Source organism: Methanosarcina hadiensis, from assembly GCF_046529725.1.
GTDB classification, from domain to species: domain Archaea; phylum Halobacteriota; class Methanosarcinia; order Methanosarcinales; family Methanosarcinaceae; genus Methanosarcina; species Methanosarcina hadiensis.
In genome coordinates this window covers 1,748,171-1,770,390 of record NZ_CP136241.1, presented here as the reverse complement: position 1 = coordinate 1,770,390, position 22,220 = coordinate 1,748,171, and the positions used below count along the sequence as shown (strand labels likewise).

The window sequence follows — 22,220 nt, the reverse complement described above, 5'->3', positions numbered from 1 at the left end:
TTATAGTTCCCCCCTGAAGGTACGATATTGAAGAGATAAGAAAAGCTCATCAATCTCTGTCAACGAGGACTTGTAAGTTGCTTTTAATTTCTCAATTGATTCAATGCGGTGGCTGAATTCTTTTTGCATTTCAATTGGTGGTAGAGAAATAGCTAATTCTCCAACAATTCCTCGATTCAAATTCGGTAGTGTGGCTCCAAGTGAAAAACCTTCCAAATGCTTACGCATACTTTCACTTGAAAGCGTTGCTTGAAGGTACATAGCAATAGCTCTGCTTTCATTAGGACGAATAAAAAGTGATCCTGTGCCACAAAGCATTCCATTGTGCTCTGACCCCACAATTGCGCACCGACCCATTTCTCCCCGACGACCCATGATCACATCACCTTGTTGAAGTTGGTAAAGTTGAAGTTCAGCATGTTTTTGCACAGTGATAGACTGGTTTAGGTCGGGAACAATTTTTCCATTTTCGATGTGCGTAGGATTTATGAGCGGAATACCACCGAAAACGTAGTCATCTTTATGCAGAAGTGATCCAAAAGGCCCGATCTGAATATGATTTACACAGTGTTTTAAAGGATATCTCTTCCATCCCATTGGATTTGACACTGAGTCACCGAACATATCAATAAAAATGGCTTCTGTGAGTTCATCAAGCCGTGCAAGGGCAGCTCTACGTTTGGCTCGAAGAGCCTCCGCACGGTCCAGAATATCTGCAATTCTTTTTTGTTCCGGTAAAGGAGGAAGAGGGATTTCCAAACCAGCAAGAAAATTCGCAGGCACACGGCGTTGTCCTGCGCTGCCAGTCATCTTTCTTTCGCCCTCTATTCGGATACGTTCTTGTCTTAAGAAGTGAAGTAAATAACGTGCATCTAATTTTTCTTCTACAGGACGAACTACATGAAACTCGGTCGAACCAAATCCCACTCTATTTTTTAGTTTTGCCTGAGTAATTTTTCCGTTCTCGAAACAAGGAGTTATTTTTGCAACAAGCAAATCGCCATCAACAAATGATGTGTAGCCCTTACTTACTTCATTGTATTGTTTTTCTTCACCGGTTACTGTGCTCATCTCGGCTAGAACTGCTGCCATTGGCACAAAAGAAACACTTGATTCGCTTTCCAGTTTTTCCTTAAATTTTGGGTTCAGTTCAGCAATGTCGCAAAGCTTTTCCATTTTGAGGACAGTACTCATTCCAGCATCCCTTCCAGTTCTTTCATCCCCTGCTGAATCTCAGCTTCCAGCTTTGCGAGGCTTTCAAGTATCTCTTTCGGGTCTCTGTATTCCACTTCCTCATGCACAACTTCCTTGTAGCGGTTGAGCGAAAGGTCGTAACCCTGGGCTGCGATGTCGGCTTTTGGCACGCAGAAGCTCTGTTCGGTCCTGGCGCGTTTGAGTTCGCCGGAATTGCGCTCCTGCCAGCGGGCAAGGACATCAGGAAGGTTATTTCTGGCGTGCTCGTCCTCAGAAAGCTCTGTTGACGGAACAGGACCCAGTTTGTCCTCGCTCAAAAGCGGGCTCCGCTTGTCGTCAAGGCTCCAGCCGTCGGCCTGCATATCGTAGAACCAGACGTGGTCTGTGTCTCCTGAATTTGTTTTCGTGAAAAGGAGAATGGCAGTAGAAACCCCTGCATAGGGCTTGAAAACGCCGCCAGGAAGGGAAACAACCGCATCGAGTTTCTGCTCCTCAACAAGCATGCGGCGAAGCTCCTTGTGGGCTTTGCTTGAGCCGAAAAGCACGCCGTCAGGGACGATAACGGCAGCCCGTCCGCCTGGTTTGAGGAGGCGCATAAACAGGGCGACAAAAAGCAGTTCTGTCTTTTTGGTCTTGACAACCTTCAGGAGTTCCTTGGAAGTGCTCTCATAGTCGAGCGAGCCGGCAAAAGGAGGATTTGCAAGGACAAGAGTATAGGCTTCTTCGTCGCTCGCATAGTCCTGCGCCAGGGAGTCGCGGTATCTGATGTCCGGATTTTCCACGCCGTGAAGGAGCATATTCATGCTGCCTATGCGGAGCATGGTGTTGTCGAAATCGAAGCCGTGGAACATATTGTGGTGGAAGTGCTGCTTCAGCTTCTCGTCGTGCAGGATATTCGGGTGGTGCTGCCGCAAATGCTCGCCAGCGCACACAAGAAATCCGGCTGTCCCGCATGCGGGGTCGCATATGATATCTGTCGGCTGCGGGGAAGTTAGCTCTACCATCAGGCGGATAATATGGCGCGGGGTCCTGAACTGGCCGTTCTGGCCTGCAGATGCGATCTTGCCCAGCATATACTCATAGAGGTCGCCTTTCGTGTCGCGGTCTTCCATAGGCACTTCATCGAGAAGGTCCACAACCCTTGAAAGCAGTGCAGGCGTAGGTATCGTGGAGCGGGCGCCTTCCATGTGTTTTGCATAGGTGGAATCATCTCCTCCCAGGGTGCGCAGGAAAGGAAAAACGTGTTCGCTGACCACCGTAAACATCTCTGCAGGCGTGAAGTTTTTGAAATGGGACCAGCGCATGTCTTCATAAGGGCGGTTCTTATCGTCCTCGCCTTCCGGAAAAATGCGGCGCTCCATAGGGCGTTTTAAGCGGGCTGACTTGTTTTCTTCCAGCGTATGGAGGTCGTCAAGCCTCCGTAAAAACAACAGGTAGGTAATTTGTTCGATAACTTCGAGGGGGTTGGCTATGCCACCGGACCAGAAAGTGTCCCATATGCGGTCGATTTTGTTTTTCAGTTCACCTGTGATCATTTTTATTCCTCTTAAGCCCGGCTTGCAGCCTCATATACTGTTTCTTAATTGTGGTTCGGTTAACTTTATTTTCATTCATTTTTTAGCCTGGCAACTGTTCACAAATAGTACTATAATGAAAATTTCGGTTAGCTGAGTTATTTTTCTTTGAAGATTTTCTATTAAGGAATACCTGCTAATCTTTTTAACTCTTGCTCTTTTTCATAGTCTTTTCAAATTCACGGGTAGTCTTTTCTATCTTAAACTATTCTCTTCCTTTGATTTCTTTAGTTGTGGCAGTCAAGAATAAATCAAAAAAGGTTTTTCGCTTTTCATTTTCGTTTTGAGAATGCCGGTTGTCTCAGCCGGCCGGTGAGAGCTGGGGTCATGTATAATGAAAAAAATAAAAACGTGTGTCGGAAAGGAGCATGGAGTATTTGAATACTGTAAAGGTAATAACTTTAAAAAAGTTTAACTCGTATCCGGATGATTTTGTGCATCGTACTTATGGATGTTGAGGGTAAGGAGTGATCAATACAGGATGTCCTTGGTCTTCAGAATCTAACTTTGACTTTACAATTAATGGACTTAGGTTTACGATTTCTTAACGATTAGCCATGCCATCGGAAGATTACAGAGGAAAATCGGATGATTATCGGAAGATTTCAGGTATCGAACTTTCGGATTTTTGGGGTCTGAGGTGATAGATTAGGGCGTTTTGGTGATAGATAAGTGATAGATTAATTCGTCACCTCTACTTCTTTCTTTTTTGTAAATGTGGTTTTCCGATCTCAAAAAGATCTGAAAAGAAATCAAAAGAATCGTAAAATTTAAGAAAATAAATCCGAAGAAAGCTGGGGCTGAGGTGATAGATTAGAGCTTTTTGGTGATAGAAAAGTGATAGATTATTCATCGCCTCTTCTCATGACGTACCTGGTACTTCTGCCTGATCCTTCCTGTTTTAAGATGCCCAGGTCCTTTAACCCATTCAGGTCCCTGTATACTGTCTGGTAGGCAACATTGAACCGCTCGCGGCACCAGCCACTTGAAACGCCACCGTTTTCCAGCACATAATTAATAATTTCCTTCTGCCTCTCATTCAATTGAGCTTCAATAGCAAGCGTCACTGATAGTCTGGCTTCGGGCACAAGGATGCAGTCGAGGTTCTCGCCTGGTCCTGGAAAAATGACCTGGAAGTATCCAGTATCAGTTCCTAGGAGGGGCTTTTCCAGGCCGTGGTTTAGCATCTGGTCTCGCATACGCCTGAAACCGCTACCGCGCTCCTCTATCCTGTGGAAATAGGAAAGGCACTGGGCCAGTACAGGGTTTCGCGAACAGGGCCTGTAATTTCCTTTACGCAAACTGGCTAGTGTGATAGGGGCTGGTGGGAGACCCGGGCTGGAAACGATTACTCGATCAGGGAATACTTCTAGAATGATCTTTCTCCCGGCATCCTCGTACTGCCTGTGGGCAACAGCGTTCACAAGGGCTTCTCGCAGTGCCTCTATGGGATATTCATCAATACGAACTCGGTTTAATCCAATAACTTTCATGGGGTGACGGGTGTTACGGTCAATGAAAGCAACTGCGCGGTCAATAACCAGGGGCATAGATCCCCGAATGTCCTCATGGTCACGTGGCTCTCCATCAGGCTCGTGTCCCCGATAAGCATCCGCAAGCACCCGGCATTGGGGAAAAACCACAGATGGGTCTTTTGCGAGCAGAACTACTCCAGCGGCTGTAGCATAGTGTTCCTCCGATCCTGGAGAAGTCCAGACAAGACCGCGCAGCATCACTCCAGCCAGTAAGTCGGTAGAAGATAACTCTTCTTCTTTTTTGTTTTCAGCTGCTTTCACAAGCTGGAGAGCAACTTTATGGTCGAGATCCTTCCAGGGAATTCGAGTGAGTGGCTGCGATTCAAAAGTAGAAGTAGCCTCGATGGTCTGCTTTGCAATCGTATTTTCGTCGCTGGTCGGAGCAATACCAAACCTGTCCTTAAGGAGCTTTACCAGTGCCTCCCGTACTTTCTTCTGGAGTTCAATTACATTCCCGAAACGTTTGTACTTAAAACCATCATCTTCAAGTTCTCTTAAGAAAGCACCGGTTCCTTCCTCGCGGTCCATCCCCCTGCTGCCCTTAATGAAAGCAAGAATCGGCAGCTTTTCTTCCCTCGCCCTGCGATATTCGGTATGAGTTATCGAAAGATCTCCATTAAAAGCGCCATACTGTACCCCGATTATGAGCAGATATACCTGGCAACTGTCAAGGGCTTTAAGGCAGCCCTCAAGTGCCTTTTCTGAAGAAGCCGGTTCATACTCATAAAGCACGGGAGCGCAATGTGCTGATAGGAAAGGGTCAGTGCTCACAAGATTCTGAACAATGAGCCGCTCATCTTCAAGTTCTTTCTGTACTGAACTTACGAATATTCTGAATACTTGAGTCATCAGGGAGCCTCAAAACTTACCTTCATATCTTATAATTTCATGCAAGATAAGGTAATTTCGGTTGCTACTTCAGATTAAGCCTTTATACCGCCTAAAATTTCCAATGGCTCGTTACTCTTAATTCAGGGCGTGAGCGGACATCAGAAATAGAGACCTTCAAATTACTAGCTCTTTGCCGTCCAGTTAGATTTCTCCGCGGTCTTGAGCCATCTGGATCATTTTCTGGAAAAAACAGATTAACTGAAAAGCCTTCAGGGTCTTTCTCTATTACTGGTCATCGTATGTCTCCAGCCTTACCTTTGCAGTTCTGACAGCGCGATGCAGCCTTTTAGCAAGCAGTTCGCGAGGCGGCAGTTCTGTCAGGTATTCAGCTACATGGATCCCGGAACGGCTCAGTTCCAGAAGTTCTATCTGTTACTTTTTCTTTCCGGCGCAGAGGATTATTCCCAGCGGGGATTCTTCTCCCGGCTGCCTTTCGTATTTGTCCAGCCAGCGGGGGTAGAGCTCCATCTGGCCTTTGTATTCGGCTTTGAAATTTCCAAGTTTAAGGTCAATAGCAATCAGCCTGTGCAGGGAGTGGTGGTAAAAAAGGAGATCGATGTAAAAGTCGTCGTCATCAATTTGAATTCGCCGCTGCCTGGCTACAAAGGCGAAGTCTGCGCCGAGTTCCAGCAAAAAAGACTTAAGTGACAGGTTAGAAACAATTTCTTCACCATATTCTGCTCTTTCCCCTTTTAGAATTTCCTTATGAATGCGTTTACCGACATTCCAGTAGAGCATGGTTAGCCCGGCGTTAACGGTAGCTTAGACAAACAGAGGATTTATAATGGATTTGTTAAGTTTCTTTAGCCGTTTCTTTGGTCTTTTCTATAGCCTTTTCTATGTATTCTTTGATTTCGGCTTTGGAAATATCTTCTTTGCAAACGCCCAATTTGTTATGAACGTCATCAGCATCGCTGGTACTCAATGCTTCAACTGATTTTATTCCTGTAAAGTGAGAGATTTTGAAAGCCAGATCTTTTTCCATATCAAGGTCTTTAACAAAACCCGATTCATTCATGCCAGTGTATTCTATGGCTGAATTTATATATTCTTTAATCTTCTCTTTATTTGCCCCCTGGTTGCAGGCGCTCAGTTTCTTATAAATGTACTCCTCGTTAAGGGTACTCAGATCCTCAATAGTTTTTATATTTACAAAATTGTAAAGTTTGGATGCCAGTTCTTTATCCATTTTTAGTACTCTAACCAGTTTCGATTTATCTATGCCAAGGGTCTCCCGTGCCTTATCAATAGCCAGTTGAATTTGTTGATCTGAGTAACTGCCAAGTCTGTCTTCCTGTCCTTTGACTGGACACCATACACCTTCCCCAATATTTCTGGTATCAAGATTCACTTTCTTTTTAATTTCCTTTACATCGCATCTTGCCAGTTCTTCTATTGTCCTTATCTTTGCATAGTATAGCATATATGCCAGATCCTCGGATATACCAAGCATTTTAACAAAGTCCGATTCTTTAACATCATATTTTTCATTCCTCGATTTGAACTCCTCCTTGGATACATCAGGCAAAAATTTCTGAACTCCTACGTAAATCCATTCTTCTACTGGTTTCGTAAAGAAACCGGCAAAAAAGGAAAAAAAGAAGACTGAAAGTTCATCTGTCAGGGTAGTATCATCTGGTTTACTGAATGGGAGAATATAAACAATTATTAACGCGATAAAGGGTGCAATAAGAATTCTCCTGAGATATGACCAGGCAATGCTCATCTTTTTATATTCAGGAATAAGCTGGCTAAAAATTTCTTCAATACTTAACAGGAGGTAAGAAAGAACTCCAATAGACGATGCAGCTATTATGATTGGAAACTCCACATCCTCTATCCCATAAAATGTAGCACTTTCAATATCGTTCATATGAAGATATATGAACAGCAGAGGCCACAATAATGTTGAAAAAATAATAATAAAATTCCTTAGCATATCATGAAGGATCATTACTGGATTGCTTTCATTTTCTTGGTTTTTTTTCTTTTTGGGGGGGAACACTTCATGAAGCATAGCAGGTGTTAGAATAAGAAGTAACATAATAACAAGAAGAAGTAATACAACAATAAAGATGACCCGTTTTGCAGCTGGACCTAAATCCAATGGCATAAACCTCAATAGCAGTACTATAAGCATAATAAGTATAAAAACCACAAAACAGAAGTTCATTCTATCAAAAAACCGGCACATCCAGCATAGAAAAAGAAGATAGCCTGCTAAAACTGGTAGTATCAAAACCCATTCAAGCGGACCTGATTTGCTCCTAGTACTGATTATAGTGCCGTTTATAGTGCCATTTACGGTTCCAACTACTGTTCCAACTACTGTGCCATTGACTGTTGTATTATTAACAGTATCGCTTATTGTGCCATTTATCGTGCCGTTTACGGTACCAATTATTGTCCCATTAACTGTATCATTTATAGTGTAATTAGCATTCGCTTCATTGCTTGCCTGAGCTGTACAGGTTCCCTGCAGTAGCAGACTTAAAATTAGGAATATTCCTAAGAATTTGCAGGCTACCCCAGGACCTCCCATACCTTATGATATGTATGCAATTATATATATTCACACAATTATAATTACTACTGAGCATTGCTCAGACCAGCAAATCCTCAATCCCTGCTTTTTTTACAATCTCAATAGCCTTTTCCTCTTCTTCTGCAGTAAGCTGGCGTGCGATTTCGGGATATTCCATTGCCCGATAGCAGGGCCTGTACTGGAACATCAGGTTGAACCTGGTTTCAGGGATATTTTTTGCTACCCATTCGGCAATCGGTTTTGTGCAGCATTCGAGGTGTCCTGGGAGGGCAAGGTGTCGGAGTAGGACTTCTGCTGTTTCGTAGGCAAATTTGAAGTTCGGCTGAACAATCTCCAGGTAATTTCTTATTTTTGAATATTTGCTGGCGCATTCATTGCTTCCGTATTTAAAGTCCCCAAGGTAGACGTCCACAACTCCTTCCAGAACCTCCGCAATCTCAGGGGAGTGGTACATATTTGAGTTCCAGATAACCGGATTGTTTTGTGAAGTTTCCCTCAGCGTTTTAAGGATATTGTACGTATGAGGGGTAGGAGTTACAAAGTTTACATTCTTTGCCCCGTGAAGCCTTCTGAGATCTATAAGTTTTGCAAGCTTTCTCGGCTCAACCCTGGTTCCGCAATCAGGGCATGTGGAGATTTCCCAGTTCTGGCAGTAGACGCAGGCAAAAACACATCCTGAAAAAAAGATAGTATGTGAAGGAACAAGTTCGGGCTCTTCCCCCATATGAAGGAATTCGGAGGAGTAATAGGAAGCACTGGTCAGCTTGCAGAAACCTTTTTCACCGATCTCCCTGTTTACACCGCAATTCCACCCGCAGCAGGAGCAGTTTCTGAGCATCCTGTCCACGATAGCAATCTTAAGGTCAAGCAAAGACTGGCTGGCTTCAGGGATCTCAAGGAAACTTTTAGTATATAGCCTGAGCCTGTCCGAGCTGTCTGCATAAACAAGGGAATCCATGACTTCGATGTCAAGGCTTTCCCGCAGTTTTCTGTATTCTTTAATGCTTGCTTTATGGATATTCCATAGTTCTTCAAGTTCCATTTCCGGGTCGAATTCGGCTGAAATCCTTTCTGTTATTCTGGAGAGGGCAGGCATTTCATCTCCCTGCACCCTGAGATAGCGCTTCAGGTACTTCGGGACTGCCATATTAGAATATCTGTTTACATGGATTATAGGTTTATGGTAAAGCTTTAAGATAGAAGTCAGGTGATATATAGCAAAGCTTTAAGATAGAAGTCAAGTGAGCCCAACAGATTTCATATGATCCTATATGATCTTATATGATACTATATGATCCTTTAATAATTATGAAAGCAGTACATGTGCATGAAAATAGCATATGTTTATGAAATATTACCTGATCATCATTTATTCTGTATAAAAAAAGTAAAGTGAAGATTAATTTCAAAAGGTTCAATTCCTTTTTATGTTTTTATCTCAAAAAAAGTTTCAAGTTTCATATAAATTTCATATCTTGTCCTGTAAAAATTAAACAGCCGTCTCTTTTGACAGGATATAGCCTACCATTGCAGGGTTCAGTTTACTTTCCCTTGAAACCTTTTTCTCAATCTCTTCAGCATCTTTGCCTTCTGCCTTCATTACCTTTATCTTCTCAATTACTGAGGATGAAATTGTAAAGTATTCGTTAATGTCTTTCCTGTGCCCCCAGACATCGCCTTCAAGGAGCTGAATCCTCTGCATCTGGAGGAACATTTCTATGGATCTGGAAACCGTGCGCATATATGATTTGGGCAACTGGATTACTTCAACCTTCGGGCAGGTCTCGATCAGCCCGAAAATGTCCTTGTTTGAAGGCCTGAAAGCCAGATGGACAATACGCTCATTCGGATTAAGTGTAAAAATTTCTTCCCTTGAACTAACCACTCTTATTCGCATATGTTTTTCCCCCACTATAAGCTGTTTTTTATAAGATGTTTTTTGATTTAAGGTGTTTTTTGATTTAAGGTGTTTTTTCGATTAAAGGTATCTTTTGATTGAAGGTACTTTTTGATTAAAGGTATTTTTCAATTTAAGGTATTTTCTAATTTAAGCCAATTCTAATTCTGGTTTTTTAGTTTCTTCAGGTTATTAGTCTCTTCAGGTCATCAGTTTCTTCAGGTTCTTAATTTATTATTTTTGGTAAAATGAAAAAATAAAGAATTATACTTTTTTGATTAGATTTGTTATTTACACAGATATGACTGTAGAAACTTTCTCTCTCTTTACCTTCCCCTGAGCAACCGAAAGGCACTTAAGTGTACAGTAAATTGCCTTTCCCTCCACTTTTTCCAATACTACAAATTCACTCCCACAAATTGGACATGTTTTTGTTACATACTCCATAAAAGATCACCGCTTGTTTTAATTATTCTTAGATTTATTTATGCAAGTTCAATTACCTGAGTTTCCTCAATTTTTGGACAGGCTTGTACCAGTCCAGTATATCTTGTTTAAAAGTCTTAAGCCATTGAACAAAGCGTTTTTCAGATTTATGTAAGGTACTGTCCTGGAATTAACACTCATATCCATGTGTCAGTTTTGTTTTTTCTTCCCCACTGTTAAGTTGTTTTTTGATTGTACCTATTATAAACAACATATAATTATTATATAAAGTTATCTCATTGAGCTAATATTATTTAGATAGTATTCAGGAAATACCGGTAATATTAAAGGTACTGAAATGGTCCAAAAAAGCCGCAAACGAAATAAAAAAGATTTTTAAAAATTATATTCTTAATTTTTATTTCTAATTTCAGTTCCGGTTGTATTATAATTTTTTTAAAGACCAGTTGAATTATTTTACTTCTCATGCGGAATATGTATGTAATTATTTGTAGTAGGTTATATAATAGTGCGGCTAAAATAGGTTTGCCACGAAAAGAATGATTGTACAGGTCTGAATATATCTGAAAACCTTATCTGTAAAAAGTAATAAAAAGATATGCAGAAAAGCCAGAAAAGGCAGATTTATTGAAATGCAGGTTTCTCCAATTCCATGATTTTTTTACTTCATTTTACCGTATAAATACTTATGCACACCTATGCTCCCGAGAAAATTTAAAATATTTTGGTTAGACCTGAAAAGTAATTACTTTTGAGAAGTTGCTTTGGGATTGAAATATTTCCGTAGCATTCTTAAGATATCTCAAATCAATCCATCAAAGAAAATATATTCAATAAAAAATATAATAATTGTATTCGGATGGGAGAAAAACATGGACACCGGATGCCAGTTGTTCAAAGAGATACCTCTGGAAGAATATTTTGTTGAAAAAGAGCCATACTACGTTCCGGTAGGGAATGAAGTTGAAGTCTTTACAGCAGCCTACAAAAACCTGCTGCCGGTAATCCTGAAAGGGCCTACAGGATGTGGAAAGACACGTTTTATGGAGTATATGGCTTACAGACTGAAGCGGCCTTTAATTACTGTCGCATGCCACGAGGACCTTACTGCAACCGACCTTATTGGGAGGTTTTTGATAAAAGGGGAATCAATTGAATGGAGCGACGGGCCTCTTACAAAAGCCGTAAAGAGCGGGGCAATATGCTATCTTGATGAAGTTGTTGAAGCCAGGAAAGATACAATTGTTGTCATTCATCCGCTTACCGATGACAGGCGCATAATCCCTGTTGATAAGCTGGGCGTAGTTATGAAGGCTCCTGCCGGGTTCATGCTTGCAGTCTCTTATAATCCGGGCTACCAGAGTATTGTAAAAGACCTGAAGCAGAGCACTCGCCAGAGGTTCGTTTCTATTGATTTCGATTATCCGCCTTCTGACCTCGAGATCCAGATCGTGGCACATGAAAGCGGGGCAGGAAAGGAAATGGCAAGGTCACTTGTGGAAATCGGGTCACGCATAAGGAATTTCAAGCATCATGGGCTTGAAGAAGGCGTCAGTACGCGTCTGCTGATCTACGCCGGAAAACTGATACATGAAGGCATAGAACCCAGAAAAGCTTGCCAGATAGCAATGGTCAGGCCGATTACGGACAATCCGGACCTGCAGGTAAGTCTTGATGAGATAATCTCTGCAATTATGGAGTGATAAATGCATTGCCCTCATATAATAAGAAAAATGAAGACCCTGCTCGTAGATTCTTTGAGGAAAATCTTTCGGAAAGCCCTGAAAAAAACATTTGGAAAGACATCCCTAAACTGATAAAATCTAATTTTTCGAAACTTGACCGTGCAGAAATTTCCAGCATTTCAGAACTATTTACAGAATTTGATCAGGCTGAACTGGAAATGCTGCTTTATCCCGGAAAATTCATCACCGGAAGGGGAAAAAGAGTTCAAACAGCCTATCTTCGGGCAGCATCTGCAGTATATAAGTTAATAAAGGTTACAACAACCCGAAAAGACCAGAGTAGCCAGGCAGATCGGACTGACCAGATAGAGCATAATTTCCATAAATGGACTTCAATTGCCAGCAAAGCCTCTGAATTAAGTTTTTCCTGCCTGGAAGGTTTATTAGACTCGTCAGCTGTTATTCTCGAGAAAAAAGGTTCAGAAGGGTTACCTCTTTTAGAAAAATGGGTCGATACAGGCATCTCCTTTGCCAGGAAAAGCAATCAATTTGCGATGATTTATTTCAATCACACGGCTGATATATTGGTATCTTCTGACTTTTCTGCTGACAGGGCCTCTCCTTCTGACAGTTCATCTCCCTTATTTTATAAAGATATTTCCACTGACTATAAAGACCTTGAAAACTTTAGCGAGTTTATAAGCCTCGGAGAGAAATTTGCCTGTTCGAATACCAGGGTTGCAGAGGCATACTTTGAGCATCTTCCTGATATGCTGGCTCTTCTCTCCCCTGATGATTTCAGGCTTTTCTACGGCATAGTCTATCGCTTTCTCACCGGGAATTGGACAGTGGCTGTGGATATCCTGACTGCAGCAAAAGATGTGTTTTCAGCTGTTCCACCCCGGAGACGAAAAGAACTTCTGGTTATGTTAGATGAATTTGCAGGCTGCCTGGATTGCTTTTCGGATTCCTCAGACATATCTGTAGGCAGATCTGCAGTTAGATCTACAGACAGACCTGATTCTTTATTTTCATTATTCAGGAGCGCTCCTGAGGCAATGAATAGACTTAACGGCAGAGATTTTATAGTCTGGGTATCCATTGCTAAAGAAATATTAAATGTAAGCGATGATGCTGCCATTAGCTTTCTGGAAAGAAGCCCTGCGACCCTTTCATCCCTTAAAATCACTGATCTTCACACATGGTCTGAGACGGGAATTATTTTACTTTCTTCCGAGAAACAGGCTTTTGAGAGTTTTTACGAAAGCAGTTTTAGAAGTCTGGAGAAGCATCTCCAATATATTAACGCTGAAGAAAGGGAACTTTTACTCAATATCGGAGCAGAAATTGCGCTTATAAATTCTGCCTGTACCGGCAGTTACTTTGAAAACTCTCCTGTTGCTCTCAGGTTACTTTCAGGAAGTGAATTCAAATCATGGGTTAATATGGGAGCCAGCATTTCAAAAGAGAGCTCCAGTGTCGGTTCGGGTTATTTTAAAAACTCGGTATCTTCCTTCAGGAAAACTCCTCCTTCATATTATGGAGAAATATTCGAAATAGCAGGATCCTTACTCGAAAAAGACTGGTTGCTTGCAGGAAAATTTTTTGAAAACCTGCCAGAGGCTGCTGAAAAAATGGAAAACAGGGACATCAGGAAATGGGCGGACATCGGGACAAAAGTATATGATGCGGACAAAAATCTTGCTGTGGATTACTTCACATATTCCCCTTTACTTCTTAGAGAACTTGATATTCTTGAACTGGAAGAGTGGGCTCTGAAAGGGCTTGAGGTTTTTAAAGACAATACTTCTCTCGGAAGGCCTTACTTTTCTTTAAAGTCCAGAAGTTCAAAGGATTTCATTGATAAACTTACAGGAGGAGTTGCTCTTAAAAAGGTTGTAAATATCCTCAGATATTACGCATTGGGGCTTTCTGGCATTGATTTTAAAATCCGGTCAAAAAAAGAGTTACCAGGCTACAGAGAAACCGGAACTGTAAACCCCCTTATCTGCGGCAGGACAATTTATCTTGAACCCAAAATTAAAAAATACGGCAGCTTTCAGGATAATTTCAAAATCTACAAATTAAGTGTTATGCATGAGGTAGGTCATGCCCAGTTCAGTTCTTTAACAAAGTTTGGTTCTCCGGAATACTCTATGAAATTACTTGAAGAATTGATGAATCGGATTATTGAAAAGTATGGAGCCAGAAAAACTGTAGATATTGGAAGAGCTGAAAATACTGACAGGACTGAGAGAACTGAAAGAACTGAAAGATTTGAAAGGACTGAAAGATTTGAAAAAATCGAAAGAACTGAAAAAAAAGAAAGGACTGAAGGAAAGGACCGTTTCATAAGTAGCGTATTATCAAAAAACAGAATCGATATCCCATCCGTAATAGCTATGTTTCCCAACAGGATCCTGGCAGCGAGCATACTTGGTATACTTGAAGACGCAAGGGTTGAGTACATGATAATGGATCAGTACAGAGGCGTACGTTCCGATCTTGAGTATATAAGACACCGGATGCTCCTTTCAAGGCCAGTTCCTGAGGAGGAGCTTGAAAAACTTACGGAGGCCCTTCTGTGGCTTTCAACTTCACATGAACCGCCCCTTGGATTTACCGGAGGGCATAGACTCCTCCTTGATAAAATGCGCACTATTTTGCAGGACCAGATTTTAAAGCAGGATTCCTCAATTTTAACCTCTCTTGAAGCCACTTTTGCCATTTACAGCCAGTTTGAAAGCTTTCTTATCCCGCTGGAACAACGCGAATATAAAATGATAAAAAATATTGAATATAGAGGCATAGGACCCGGTTCATTCGGTTCAAAGAATCGTCTCACCCCGGAAAATCATAGGAGTGTAATCCAGAACTTTATTCCTGACAATGAGAGCTTTTCTCCAGTAAAACAAAAGAGACATAAAAAGGAAAAGCCTGAAAAGGGAACGTTGGAAAAGATACCTTCGTATGCAGCGGAAAGGAACCGGAAAATCCTTGAAATCCACAGGTATGACGAATGGGATTATACAATAAACGATTACAGGTCAAACTGGTGTGCTGTAAACGAGATAGAGCCTGTAGGAGGGTCAGGGGAATATTACACAGGTGCATCAGAACGTTACCGCAATGAGATTGCGCTCATAAAGAATGTCTTCACCAGGATGAAACCTGAGTCGTTCCACAGGTTGAAAAAACAAACAGATGGTACGGAAATTGATATCGATGCCTTTTCAGATGCTCTGATAGAAAGGAGATGCGGAGTCAATCCTGATGAGAAACTTTATGTCAGGTGGGACAAGCGAAAAAGGGACGTTGCCACTCTTCTTCTTGTGGATGTGAGCGCCTCAACACAAAAAAGGCTCCGAGGGGAAGGAGGCATCATTGAGGACAAAAGAAGTGCTGGGGGAAGAAGGAGCATTATAGACGTCGAAAAGGACGCACTGGTGATAATGGCTCAGGCTCTTGAAACTATAGGGGATAAATACGCAATATATGCATTTTCAGGCCATACAAAAGAGGATGTGGAATATTACATCATTAAAGAGTTTGATGAAGAACTTTCTGGAAACGTGGAGAAAAGGATAGGCCTGCTGGAGCCGGTAGCTAACACAAGGCTCGGGCCTGCAATCCGCCATTCTATTAAAAAGCTGGAAGAAGTCAGCTCCACAACAAAGATCCTTATCCTGCTTTCGGACGGAGAGCCCTACGATACCTGCTACGGAGAAGGGGCATACCAGGGAAAATATGCCGAAGAGGACACAAAAATAGCTATTCAGGAAGGAAATGCTCAGGGCATTCACTTCTTTTGCATTACGGTTGATTCAAGCCCCGGAAACTACCTTGATAAAGTTTTCTCTGACTTCGGGTACACGATAATCGATGATGCAAGTATACTTCCTGAAAGGCTTCCTTTGCTCTATAAACGGATAACCACATGATGAGAAGCGGAAATTGCAAAAGGCTCCGTAAATGTATTACATCGTATACTGTTAACCCGTATAAACATTATAATGCTTTACAGCAGAAGTACAGGCTTTATACTGCAGGCTTATAGATTCTGTGCCTCAATAATTGCCTGTCATCCTTGCAACCGTCCTGTGCAGCCCATGTATGCTTAACCCACTTCCAAGGTACATCATAGGGCAGCGCCCTGCCAGGTATTCAAGGTTTTCATCTCTGCAGGCATCGAGTGCTTTTTCAGTTTCGGTTTTCCAGTGGATCCAGACCTTTTTTGCACCTTTTTCTTTAAGAACGGGAATGAAATTGCCTGGCTCGGATTTTGTTATGCCAATAATGGCGCGTTCAATGCCTTCAGGGAGTTCGGAAACATTTTTTAAAGAGTCTGAAGCAGGTTTTTCTGAGAGGTTAACTACATACACTTTCTTGCCCCTCCTTTTGAGTTCCGAGGCTGCCCATTTCATGGCTGGCTTTGTATCGTCTGTAATTACGGCAAAAGTATTTGCGTTCCAGAAATTCTCCCAATCTGAAGCTGCTGGTTCCATTTTTAATCCCTTCATAGCAATTATATATTTAGATTAAAATATATCCTTTAAGTTATAAATAGCTTATATCCCGGATCTGTATAGCAAATTTGTTTTGAAGAGTAAAAAGTAGTCTTGGGCAGCTTATAAGGCGGAATTGAAAAAACCGCCTCAAAACCGAGGTCTAAAAAATGAAATGGCTTAAAAATTAAAGGAATAATATTACAATAGAATACGTTTACTGTCCCTGAAGCCTCTGCCCGGCTGTCATCAGTGCTCCACCAAGAGCCTTTGCAAGTTCACAGTTCTGGTTACATTTTGAGGCGCAGGTGCAGTATCTGGGGACGTTTTCCATCATCCACTGTCCGAGGAAGCCGAAGGCTTTAAGCTGTTCTTCACTTGCATTCTGTACAAAGTCATTGATGTCCTTTAGTTCCATTATTATCACCGGCTTCCAGATAGCTGTATATATTTATATACTTAAGCGTCATTAATGTGTACAAGCTTTGAATAGTATAGAAAAATGACCTTAACATAAAAAAATAAAACAGGTGGCTGCACTCAAATTAGAGTTACATTAAAAAGTTATTAAAAATTAAAGCTAAACTATGCTTTTAGGAAATCTGGAGGTTAACAGGAGTGGAAGCAACACAGGAAGATTCTGACGCTTGTTATATTGAAGAGCTGCATTCGATCAGGGAAGAAGTAGTATCTCTGAGAAATGATTTTTCGCGGTTTTTGCAGAGAGCAAACCAGCAGCACATTGACAGTATGCTCGCAGAGATGAGAAAGGGATTCATGAAACCGATGGTGGACTACCTTTGCGAGGATGCCAGCGAAAGAATGGACAGTCAGATGACGCGGGACTGTGGGATGAGAGAGTTCTGTGAGGCTACATTCAAAGAGCTTTTGCAGGAAACTGCAGGGCTTGTTGGCAGACCGAGGGTTGAAGCGGGGACTGTCAGAATGTACAGAGAAAAACTTGAAGAGTTAAGAAAGGAAGCAAAAACTTCTGACTGCAACAGGTGTTTTTCGGAAGCCAGTAATCTTTTTGAAAAACAGGTGAAACTTATGCGTTCCCTTCAGATTTATGAAGACAGGGAAGAAAAGGAGGAAAAAGGTGATATCAGCTCAATCGAGCCTGAAAAGCTGGTTTCTGAGGTATGTGAGCCGGTGGCAAACAGGCAGAGGCTCCTTATGCTCAAAGCACTTTCAGGCGAGAGCAAGACCTTCTCCGAACTTTCTAAACTTACCGGACTCCGGGGTGGAAACCTGCTCTTCCACCTGCAGAAACTGCTGGACACAGGTATGGTTTTACAGCGGAGCGAAAGAGGAGACTATATCATTACAAGAAAGGGGTACTCAACCCTTCAGGGGCTTTCCAGAATCTATTCTGAAATTGAAACGGAATAAAGAAGTGAAATCATCACTTCTCAACAAAACGGCCCTGTTCAGGTTTCGCTATCTCGTCAAAATAATTCACCAGTTTCTCTAAATTCTTTGTCAGTTCTTCGCCTCCCATAGGCTGTCCGTGGCCCGGAATCAGCAATAAAGGTCTTAAATCCCTTATCTGCCTGACTGACTTCTCCGCAGCCTTCCAATCTTTAGTAAAGTACTTGGGAGGTCCGCTTATCTTTTCACTCCGGGTAGCTACGGACATAAGGGATTCCTGTTCTACCGTACTCAGAGCATCCCCGGCTATAAGGACACGGTCTTTTTCCCTGAACAGCGCAATATGCCCTTCCGTGTGTCCCGGAGTATGTACCCATCTCCAGCCCGACATTCCGGGTACGCTACCGTCAGCTGGAAGCGCTGCAGCACGAGAGCCTATATCTATACTTTTATGCGGAAAAGTCGGAGACATTTTTGCTACCAGACCCTCATCTACGGAGGAGTCTGGAACGGGATAGTCCCTTTTTCCGGTTATGTAAGGCATTTCTGAACTGTGGGCATATACCGGAACATTCCACAGTTCAGAGAGTTTAATGAGCGAACCGATATGGTCGAAATGCCCATGCGTCAGAATGATCGCATCTGGTCTGCTGTTTTTACCAAACCTTTTTTCAACAGACTCTATAATAAAATCCGCTGAATTTTCAAGGCCTGCATCTACGAGCACCCATCCACCTTTCTCTTTACTGGTATCTCCCACCAGGCAGGAGGTTACAATAGTAAAATTCATAACTAAAATATCTGAAGTAACCTCCTGGGATGACGTGGTGATCGCAGATAACCCCTCAGCGATTTTACTCCCCATTAAAAACACCTCCGACTACCTGATTATTTCGCTGTTATCCCCTTTAAAGCCTTAATACAGATTATTTGGCCTTTAATACAGGTTATTTAGCTTTTAATACAGGTTAGTTAGCTTTTAAAAATCAATACAAGGCTTTTGTTCTAAAAAAGTGAATCAGAATGATGAAAATTAAAGATGGCATAAAAGAGCAATTGTTTTAGCCATCATTACCTATCGCATCAACAGGACAGGCTTCGAGTGCCTCTTCACATGCCTCCTTTTCCTCATCACTTTCCGGCTGCTTATATACAAAAGCATTGGAATCGTCATCATTCATTTTGAAATTCTCTGGTGCTGTGTCCACACATAAATTGCATGCAATGCAGCTATAGTCACAATAGTAAGGTCCAGGAATATTCTCAGCAACTTTATCGTTCTTATCAGCCATATTTTAGTCCCCCAAATATGTTCATCTCATAATTTATCTTACAATAAGATTAATTAAATGATTTTTATATATATTTTCACATTCAAAACAACCTTCCAGCCAGGGATTTCTGGGAATTAACTCCAGCCCTGATCCCTGGCCGGATTGCCTTCATAATCAGGCAGTCATTAAGAGGTCATATTCTTCAGCAATTGTTATCTTCCCGGTTCTGAAACTCTATTATTCAGTCAAAATTTTTTAAACCTGAAATCTATCCCTTATCGTCGGTTAAGGGCTTTTTAGCTGAAAACGATTGATTTTGTACCTGTTTATACCTCTAGTTACTTCCTGTTTTCCCAAATGCATGTTAAGGAGGGCTCAACTATTCTATTGTCCTTTTCCCATTATGGAAAGATAAGGAAACAGATGCAAAATTAATATTGAACCCTGGTTCGTCTGCAAAAAGCAGGATAAATAAATGAATGCCAGATTATGCTGAAACACAGGGGCCTGAGGTTCCCAGAGGCCTGAAAGAGAAAGAGTTCTCAAAAATAGACCTCAGACAGCTATAGTCCTGAACCGGATATTTTAAAAGGATCAAATTCTAAAATAAGTTATCTAACCGAATCGAATTTAGAAATAGATTTTCTATCAGGCCCGGGTAACTCTAAACCGGGGGTTAAAATTCGATAATGTGCAGAATAAGGGCGTAAAAGGAGCTTTTTAATGAAAAAAAGGCCAATCAGGTATAACTGGATACACTGTCGGAAGTGGATAGCGACCTGGACAGTTCTGGTTCTTGTCTTTTCACTTATCTCAGTATCCGCAGGATCAGATAGCTACACAGAAAGAGCAGGATCAGGAAACTACACTTACTTAAAAATAATTACCGATACAGATGAGCAAAGTGAGGAAAATACTGAAGGTAACCTGAAAGTAGAAGAGGATCCCGAAGATGATGCAGGTAATCAGGAAACTGACATTGAGAATCCTGAGAACAGGGCAGAAGAATCAGGAAAAACACGTGATCAGATAAGCACCACAGATGATCGGACTTCCGAAGAGGATTCAGGAATAAAAACAGAAACAGAACAGGATACAAATACTCAGAAAAATAACGAAAAGGATCCTGAAGTACAAACCGGAGAAAAAATAGAACCGAATAAAGATACGCAGGAAAATACGGAAGAGGATGCTGAGGTGCGAGCCGGCTCAAAGGATGATATAAGTAGCCAGAAGAATACTCAAGAAAGTCCGGAGACAAAGGTAACAGCCGAAATGAGTACGGATATTCATCAAAATACGGATAACGAAGAAAACCCTGAAAAGAATCGGGAGACCGAAAAAATAGATAGTTGCAGCACAGATAACCTGAAAAGCACCTGCAAAGTACCGGCGCCGAAAAAAGGAACAGAAGAAAAACCTGAATGCCAGAAAAATCCGGAAGCAGCCCAGAAATTAAAAACAAATAAAGAATGTGGTAAAGATGGTTTCGAAAATCCCGGAACGGAAATTGGAATGAGAACCGGATCATGTGACGGGTTAAAAACCATAGAGATTGTTAAAGTGGAAACTGGGCCCGATAGAGAGGCATGTAGTGGAACTACAAATTCCAAGAGTGAAGGATTGGAGTCAGGAACCACAATAGAAGTATCTAATGAGGAAAACTTTGCAGGCGCCTACGAAAAAGGAACAGACCCTGAAGGTGTAGCCCGGACAGAAGAACCTGCTCGTGACGTAAAAAGGACAACCAGGGCAGGTATAAAACAGAAATCATATACTATTCTCTCAACAGAAGGCCAGGATCCTTCCATCCTGAAAACCGAGCAGTCAGTTCTTGATAGTGCAGGCTTACTCGGACTTAAAGGTCTCGAACCCCAGTTCAGAATAGAATCAATCCAGGCAGCAGAGGCCGTAAAGAAACCTTCTAAACTGGCTTCCTTCCTTGTTACTTTCGCAGGGACGCTTCTTATAGGGTTTACAATGCTGAGAAGAAGGTATTAAAGCCGAAAAATAAAAAAAGGTTCAGGATCGGAGAGAACTGCTGGAAAAATAAGGAGTTATCTAACAGGAAAGCCTGATGATTTAGCTCTTAACTTATTTTTTCGGCTTCGTACCCTTCCAATACTATTTCCCAGAAAAAAGTTCAGCTTCCAATATTACTTCCCAAAACTTGCCTGTAAAAAGCATTATCAGCAACGGACTGTTTTACAGTAGAAAACATTAAACACCTTTTTAAATTCTGTTTTTTATCGTGATTTTAATCCTGTTTTTTATCGTGATTTTAACCTGTTTTTTATCGTGATTTTAATCCTGTTTTTTATCTTTTCTATATATGCTCCTTTAAGAGCTATTCCTTTCAGAAGTTTTCATCTTTCCCCGCCTCAGGGATTCTGCTTAAGTTATGCTTTTTAAGTCGCGAAATCCTGTAGCTTTACATCTTTCTGGAAAAACATATTTAAGTACAGATGCTTTTTTTATTGGAAAAAACATAAAATTAGTTGCATAATAACCTGTCATCTGACAGATCCGATTTAACTGAAAATAAACAACTGATTTAGCTAAAAATGCGATAATCAGGCTGAAGAATAAAGCAAAGGGGGAATATTATGGTAGCCAGAGAATTTACAGACCTGCCCATGAAGATTAAGTTGCCTGAGACTGGAGTTTCGGAAGTGAGCAGGACAGAGGAATTGCTTGCAAAAAGGAGGTCAGTGCGCAGATATACTGAAAGAGGGCTTACCAAAGAGGTAATTTCTCGTTTTCTCTGGGCAGCTCAGGGAATAAGTTCAGGAGAAGGCTTAAGGACAGCTCCTTCTGCAGGTGCGCTTTACCCTCTTGAAATCCATGCCGTTGCTGGATACGGAAACGGTCTTGAACCCGGGATTTACAGGTATGTTGCAGAAGAACATGCACTTACTCAGGAAGTTCCCGGAGATATTAGAGAGAAACTTGCAAGAGCAGCTCTTTCCCAGCCCATGGTAAGCAAAGCTCCTGTCTCGCTTGTGATCTCAGCAGTCTACCCGCGAATAACAGGGAAATACGGCAAAAGAGGCATCCGCTATGCAGATATGGAAGCCGGACATGCGGCCCAGAATGTCTATCTGCTGGGCGTGGAACTTGGGATAGGCACCTGTGCTGTAGGGGCTTTCAACGATGAGGAAGTAAAAAAGGTTCTCAAGCTGCCTGCCAATGAGGAGCCTCTTTATATCCTGCCGCTTAGCTATTTCTGACCCACCCGAATTGCGATTCGGGAGCCCGCTGTCCTTTTCGCTCGCTCCGCTTCGCTCAAGAGGACTAATTTT

Annotated in this window: 17 protein-coding genes; 5 read left to right on the top strand and 12 right to left on the bottom strand. The window is 41.8% G+C overall.

Annotation, left to right across the window (positions count from 1 at the left end; genetic code table 11):
- The 8 genes from RSJ42_RS07555 to RSJ42_RS07520 all read right to left on the bottom strand — a co-directional run bounded on the left by RSJ42_RS07555 (nucleotide 1) and on the right by RSJ42_RS07520 (nucleotide 10,083).
- The gene (locus RSJ42_RS07555) at nucleotides 1-1,194 is read right to left on the bottom strand and encodes a restriction endonuclease subunit S (protein ID WP_410509963.1); all 1,194 of its coding nucleotides are present in this window, start codon (nucleotides 1,192-1,194) and stop codon (nucleotides 1-3) included.
- Nucleotides 1,191-2,729, bottom strand: a complete 1,539-nt coding sequence (locus RSJ42_RS07550) for an N-6 DNA methylase (protein ID WP_410509962.1) — start codon at nucleotides 2,727-2,729, stop codon at nucleotides 1,191-1,193. Before RSJ42_RS07550 ends, RSJ42_RS07555 begins: the two co-directional genes overlap by 4 nt.
- Nucleotides 2,730-3,613: 884 nt before the next feature.
- Nucleotides 3,614-5,152, bottom strand: a complete 1,539-nt coding sequence (locus tag RSJ42_RS07545; RefSeq protein WP_410509961.1) for an ATP-binding protein — start codon at nucleotides 5,150-5,152, stop codon at nucleotides 3,614-3,616.
- Between the two features lie 414 nt (nucleotides 5,153-5,566).
- A complete protein-coding gene (locus tag RSJ42_RS07540; protein WP_410509960.1) occupies nucleotides 5,567-5,932 on the bottom strand; it encodes a PDDEXK nuclease domain-containing protein in 366 nt (121 codons plus the stop codon).
- A gap of 55 nt (nucleotides 5,933-5,987) precedes the next feature.
- Nucleotides 5,988-7,736 (bottom strand): hypothetical protein, encoded by a 1,749-nt coding sequence (locus RSJ42_RS07535; RefSeq protein ID WP_410509959.1) that lies wholly within the window; start codon nucleotides 7,734-7,736, stop codon nucleotides 5,988-5,990.
- A 61-nt stretch (nucleotides 7,737-7,797) separates the two neighbouring features.
- Complete coding sequence (locus tag RSJ42_RS07530; RefSeq protein ID WP_410509958.1) at nucleotides 7,798-8,886, bottom strand: radical SAM protein; 1,089 nt, start codon at nucleotides 8,884-8,886, stop codon at nucleotides 7,798-7,800.
- Between the two features lie 342 nt (nucleotides 8,887-9,228).
- Entirely contained in the window at nucleotides 9,229-9,636 is a 408-nt protein-coding gene (locus tag RSJ42_RS07525; protein WP_410509957.1) for a DUF1699 family protein, read from the bottom strand.
- A gap of 291 nt (nucleotides 9,637-9,927) precedes the next feature.
- Nucleotides 9,928-10,083 carry a hypothetical protein gene (locus RSJ42_RS07520; protein ID WP_410509956.1) on the bottom strand — a complete coding sequence of 52 codons (156 nt, stop codon included), beginning with the start codon at nucleotides 10,081-10,083 and terminating at the stop codon, nucleotides 9,928-9,930.
- Between the two features lie 872 nt (nucleotides 10,084-10,955).
- Here RSJ42_RS07520 and RSJ42_RS07515 point away from each other — a divergent pair.
- Both RSJ42_RS07515 and RSJ42_RS07510 read left to right on the top strand, forming a co-directional pair.
- Nucleotides 10,956-11,786 carry a CbbQ/NirQ/NorQ/GpvN family protein gene (locus RSJ42_RS07515; RefSeq protein WP_410509955.1) on the top strand — a complete coding sequence of 277 codons (831 nt, stop codon included), beginning with the start codon at nucleotides 10,956-10,958 and terminating at the stop codon, nucleotides 11,784-11,786.
- Nucleotides 11,787-11,794: 8 nt separating this feature from the next.
- The gene (locus tag RSJ42_RS07510) at nucleotides 11,795-15,709 is read left to right on the top strand and encodes a nitric oxide reductase activation protein NorD (protein WP_410509954.1); all 3,915 of its coding nucleotides are present in this window, start codon (nucleotides 11,795-11,797) and stop codon (nucleotides 15,707-15,709) included.
- Between the two features lie 126 nt (nucleotides 15,710-15,835).
- Here the strand turns inward: RSJ42_RS07510 and RSJ42_RS07505 are convergent, their stop codons facing one another.
- Nucleotides 15,836-16,273 (bottom strand): CoA-binding protein, encoded by a 438-nt coding sequence (locus RSJ42_RS07505; RefSeq protein WP_410509953.1) that lies wholly within the window; start codon nucleotides 16,271-16,273, stop codon nucleotides 15,836-15,838.
- A gap of 217 nt (nucleotides 16,274-16,490) precedes the next feature.
- Complete coding sequence (locus tag RSJ42_RS07500; RefSeq protein WP_410509952.1) at nucleotides 16,491-16,691, bottom strand: hypothetical protein; 201 nt, start codon at nucleotides 16,689-16,691, stop codon at nucleotides 16,491-16,493.
- 200 nt (nucleotides 16,692-16,891) lie between these two features.
- Here RSJ42_RS07500 and RSJ42_RS07495 point away from each other — a divergent pair, with 200 nt between their 5' ends.
- On the top strand, nucleotides 16,892-17,665 hold the full coding sequence (locus RSJ42_RS07495; RefSeq protein WP_410509951.1) for a winged helix-turn-helix domain-containing protein: 774 nt from the start codon (nucleotides 16,892-16,894) through the stop codon (nucleotides 17,663-17,665).
- A 13-nt stretch (nucleotides 17,666-17,678) separates the two neighbouring features.
- On the opposite strand, the gene RSJ42_RS07490 is transcribed toward RSJ42_RS07495, so the two are convergent.
- Both RSJ42_RS07490 and RSJ42_RS07485 read right to left on the bottom strand, forming a co-directional pair.
- Nucleotides 17,679-18,509, bottom strand: a complete 831-nt coding sequence (locus RSJ42_RS07490; protein WP_410509950.1) for an MBL fold metallo-hydrolase — start codon at nucleotides 18,507-18,509, stop codon at nucleotides 17,679-17,681.
- Nucleotides 18,510-18,705: 196 nt separating this feature from the next.
- Nucleotides 18,706-18,936: a ferredoxin gene (locus tag RSJ42_RS07485; protein ID WP_410509949.1), complete on the bottom strand. Its 231-nt coding sequence runs from the start codon at nucleotides 18,934-18,936 to the stop codon at nucleotides 18,706-18,708.
- Between the two features lie 705 nt (nucleotides 18,937-19,641).
- Between RSJ42_RS07485 and RSJ42_RS07480 the strand changes: the two genes are divergently transcribed.
- Both RSJ42_RS07480 and RSJ42_RS07475 read left to right on the top strand, forming a co-directional pair.
- Nucleotides 19,642-20,919: a hypothetical protein gene (locus RSJ42_RS07480; RefSeq protein ID WP_410509948.1), complete on the top strand. Its 1,278-nt coding sequence runs from the start codon at nucleotides 19,642-19,644 to the stop codon at nucleotides 20,917-20,919.
- Nucleotides 20,920-21,524: 605 nt separating this feature from the next.
- Nucleotides 21,525-22,148, top strand: a complete 624-nt coding sequence (locus RSJ42_RS07475; protein WP_410509947.1) for a SagB/ThcOx family dehydrogenase — start codon at nucleotides 21,525-21,527, stop codon at nucleotides 22,146-22,148.
- Nucleotides 22,149-22,220 lie beyond the last annotated feature (72 nt).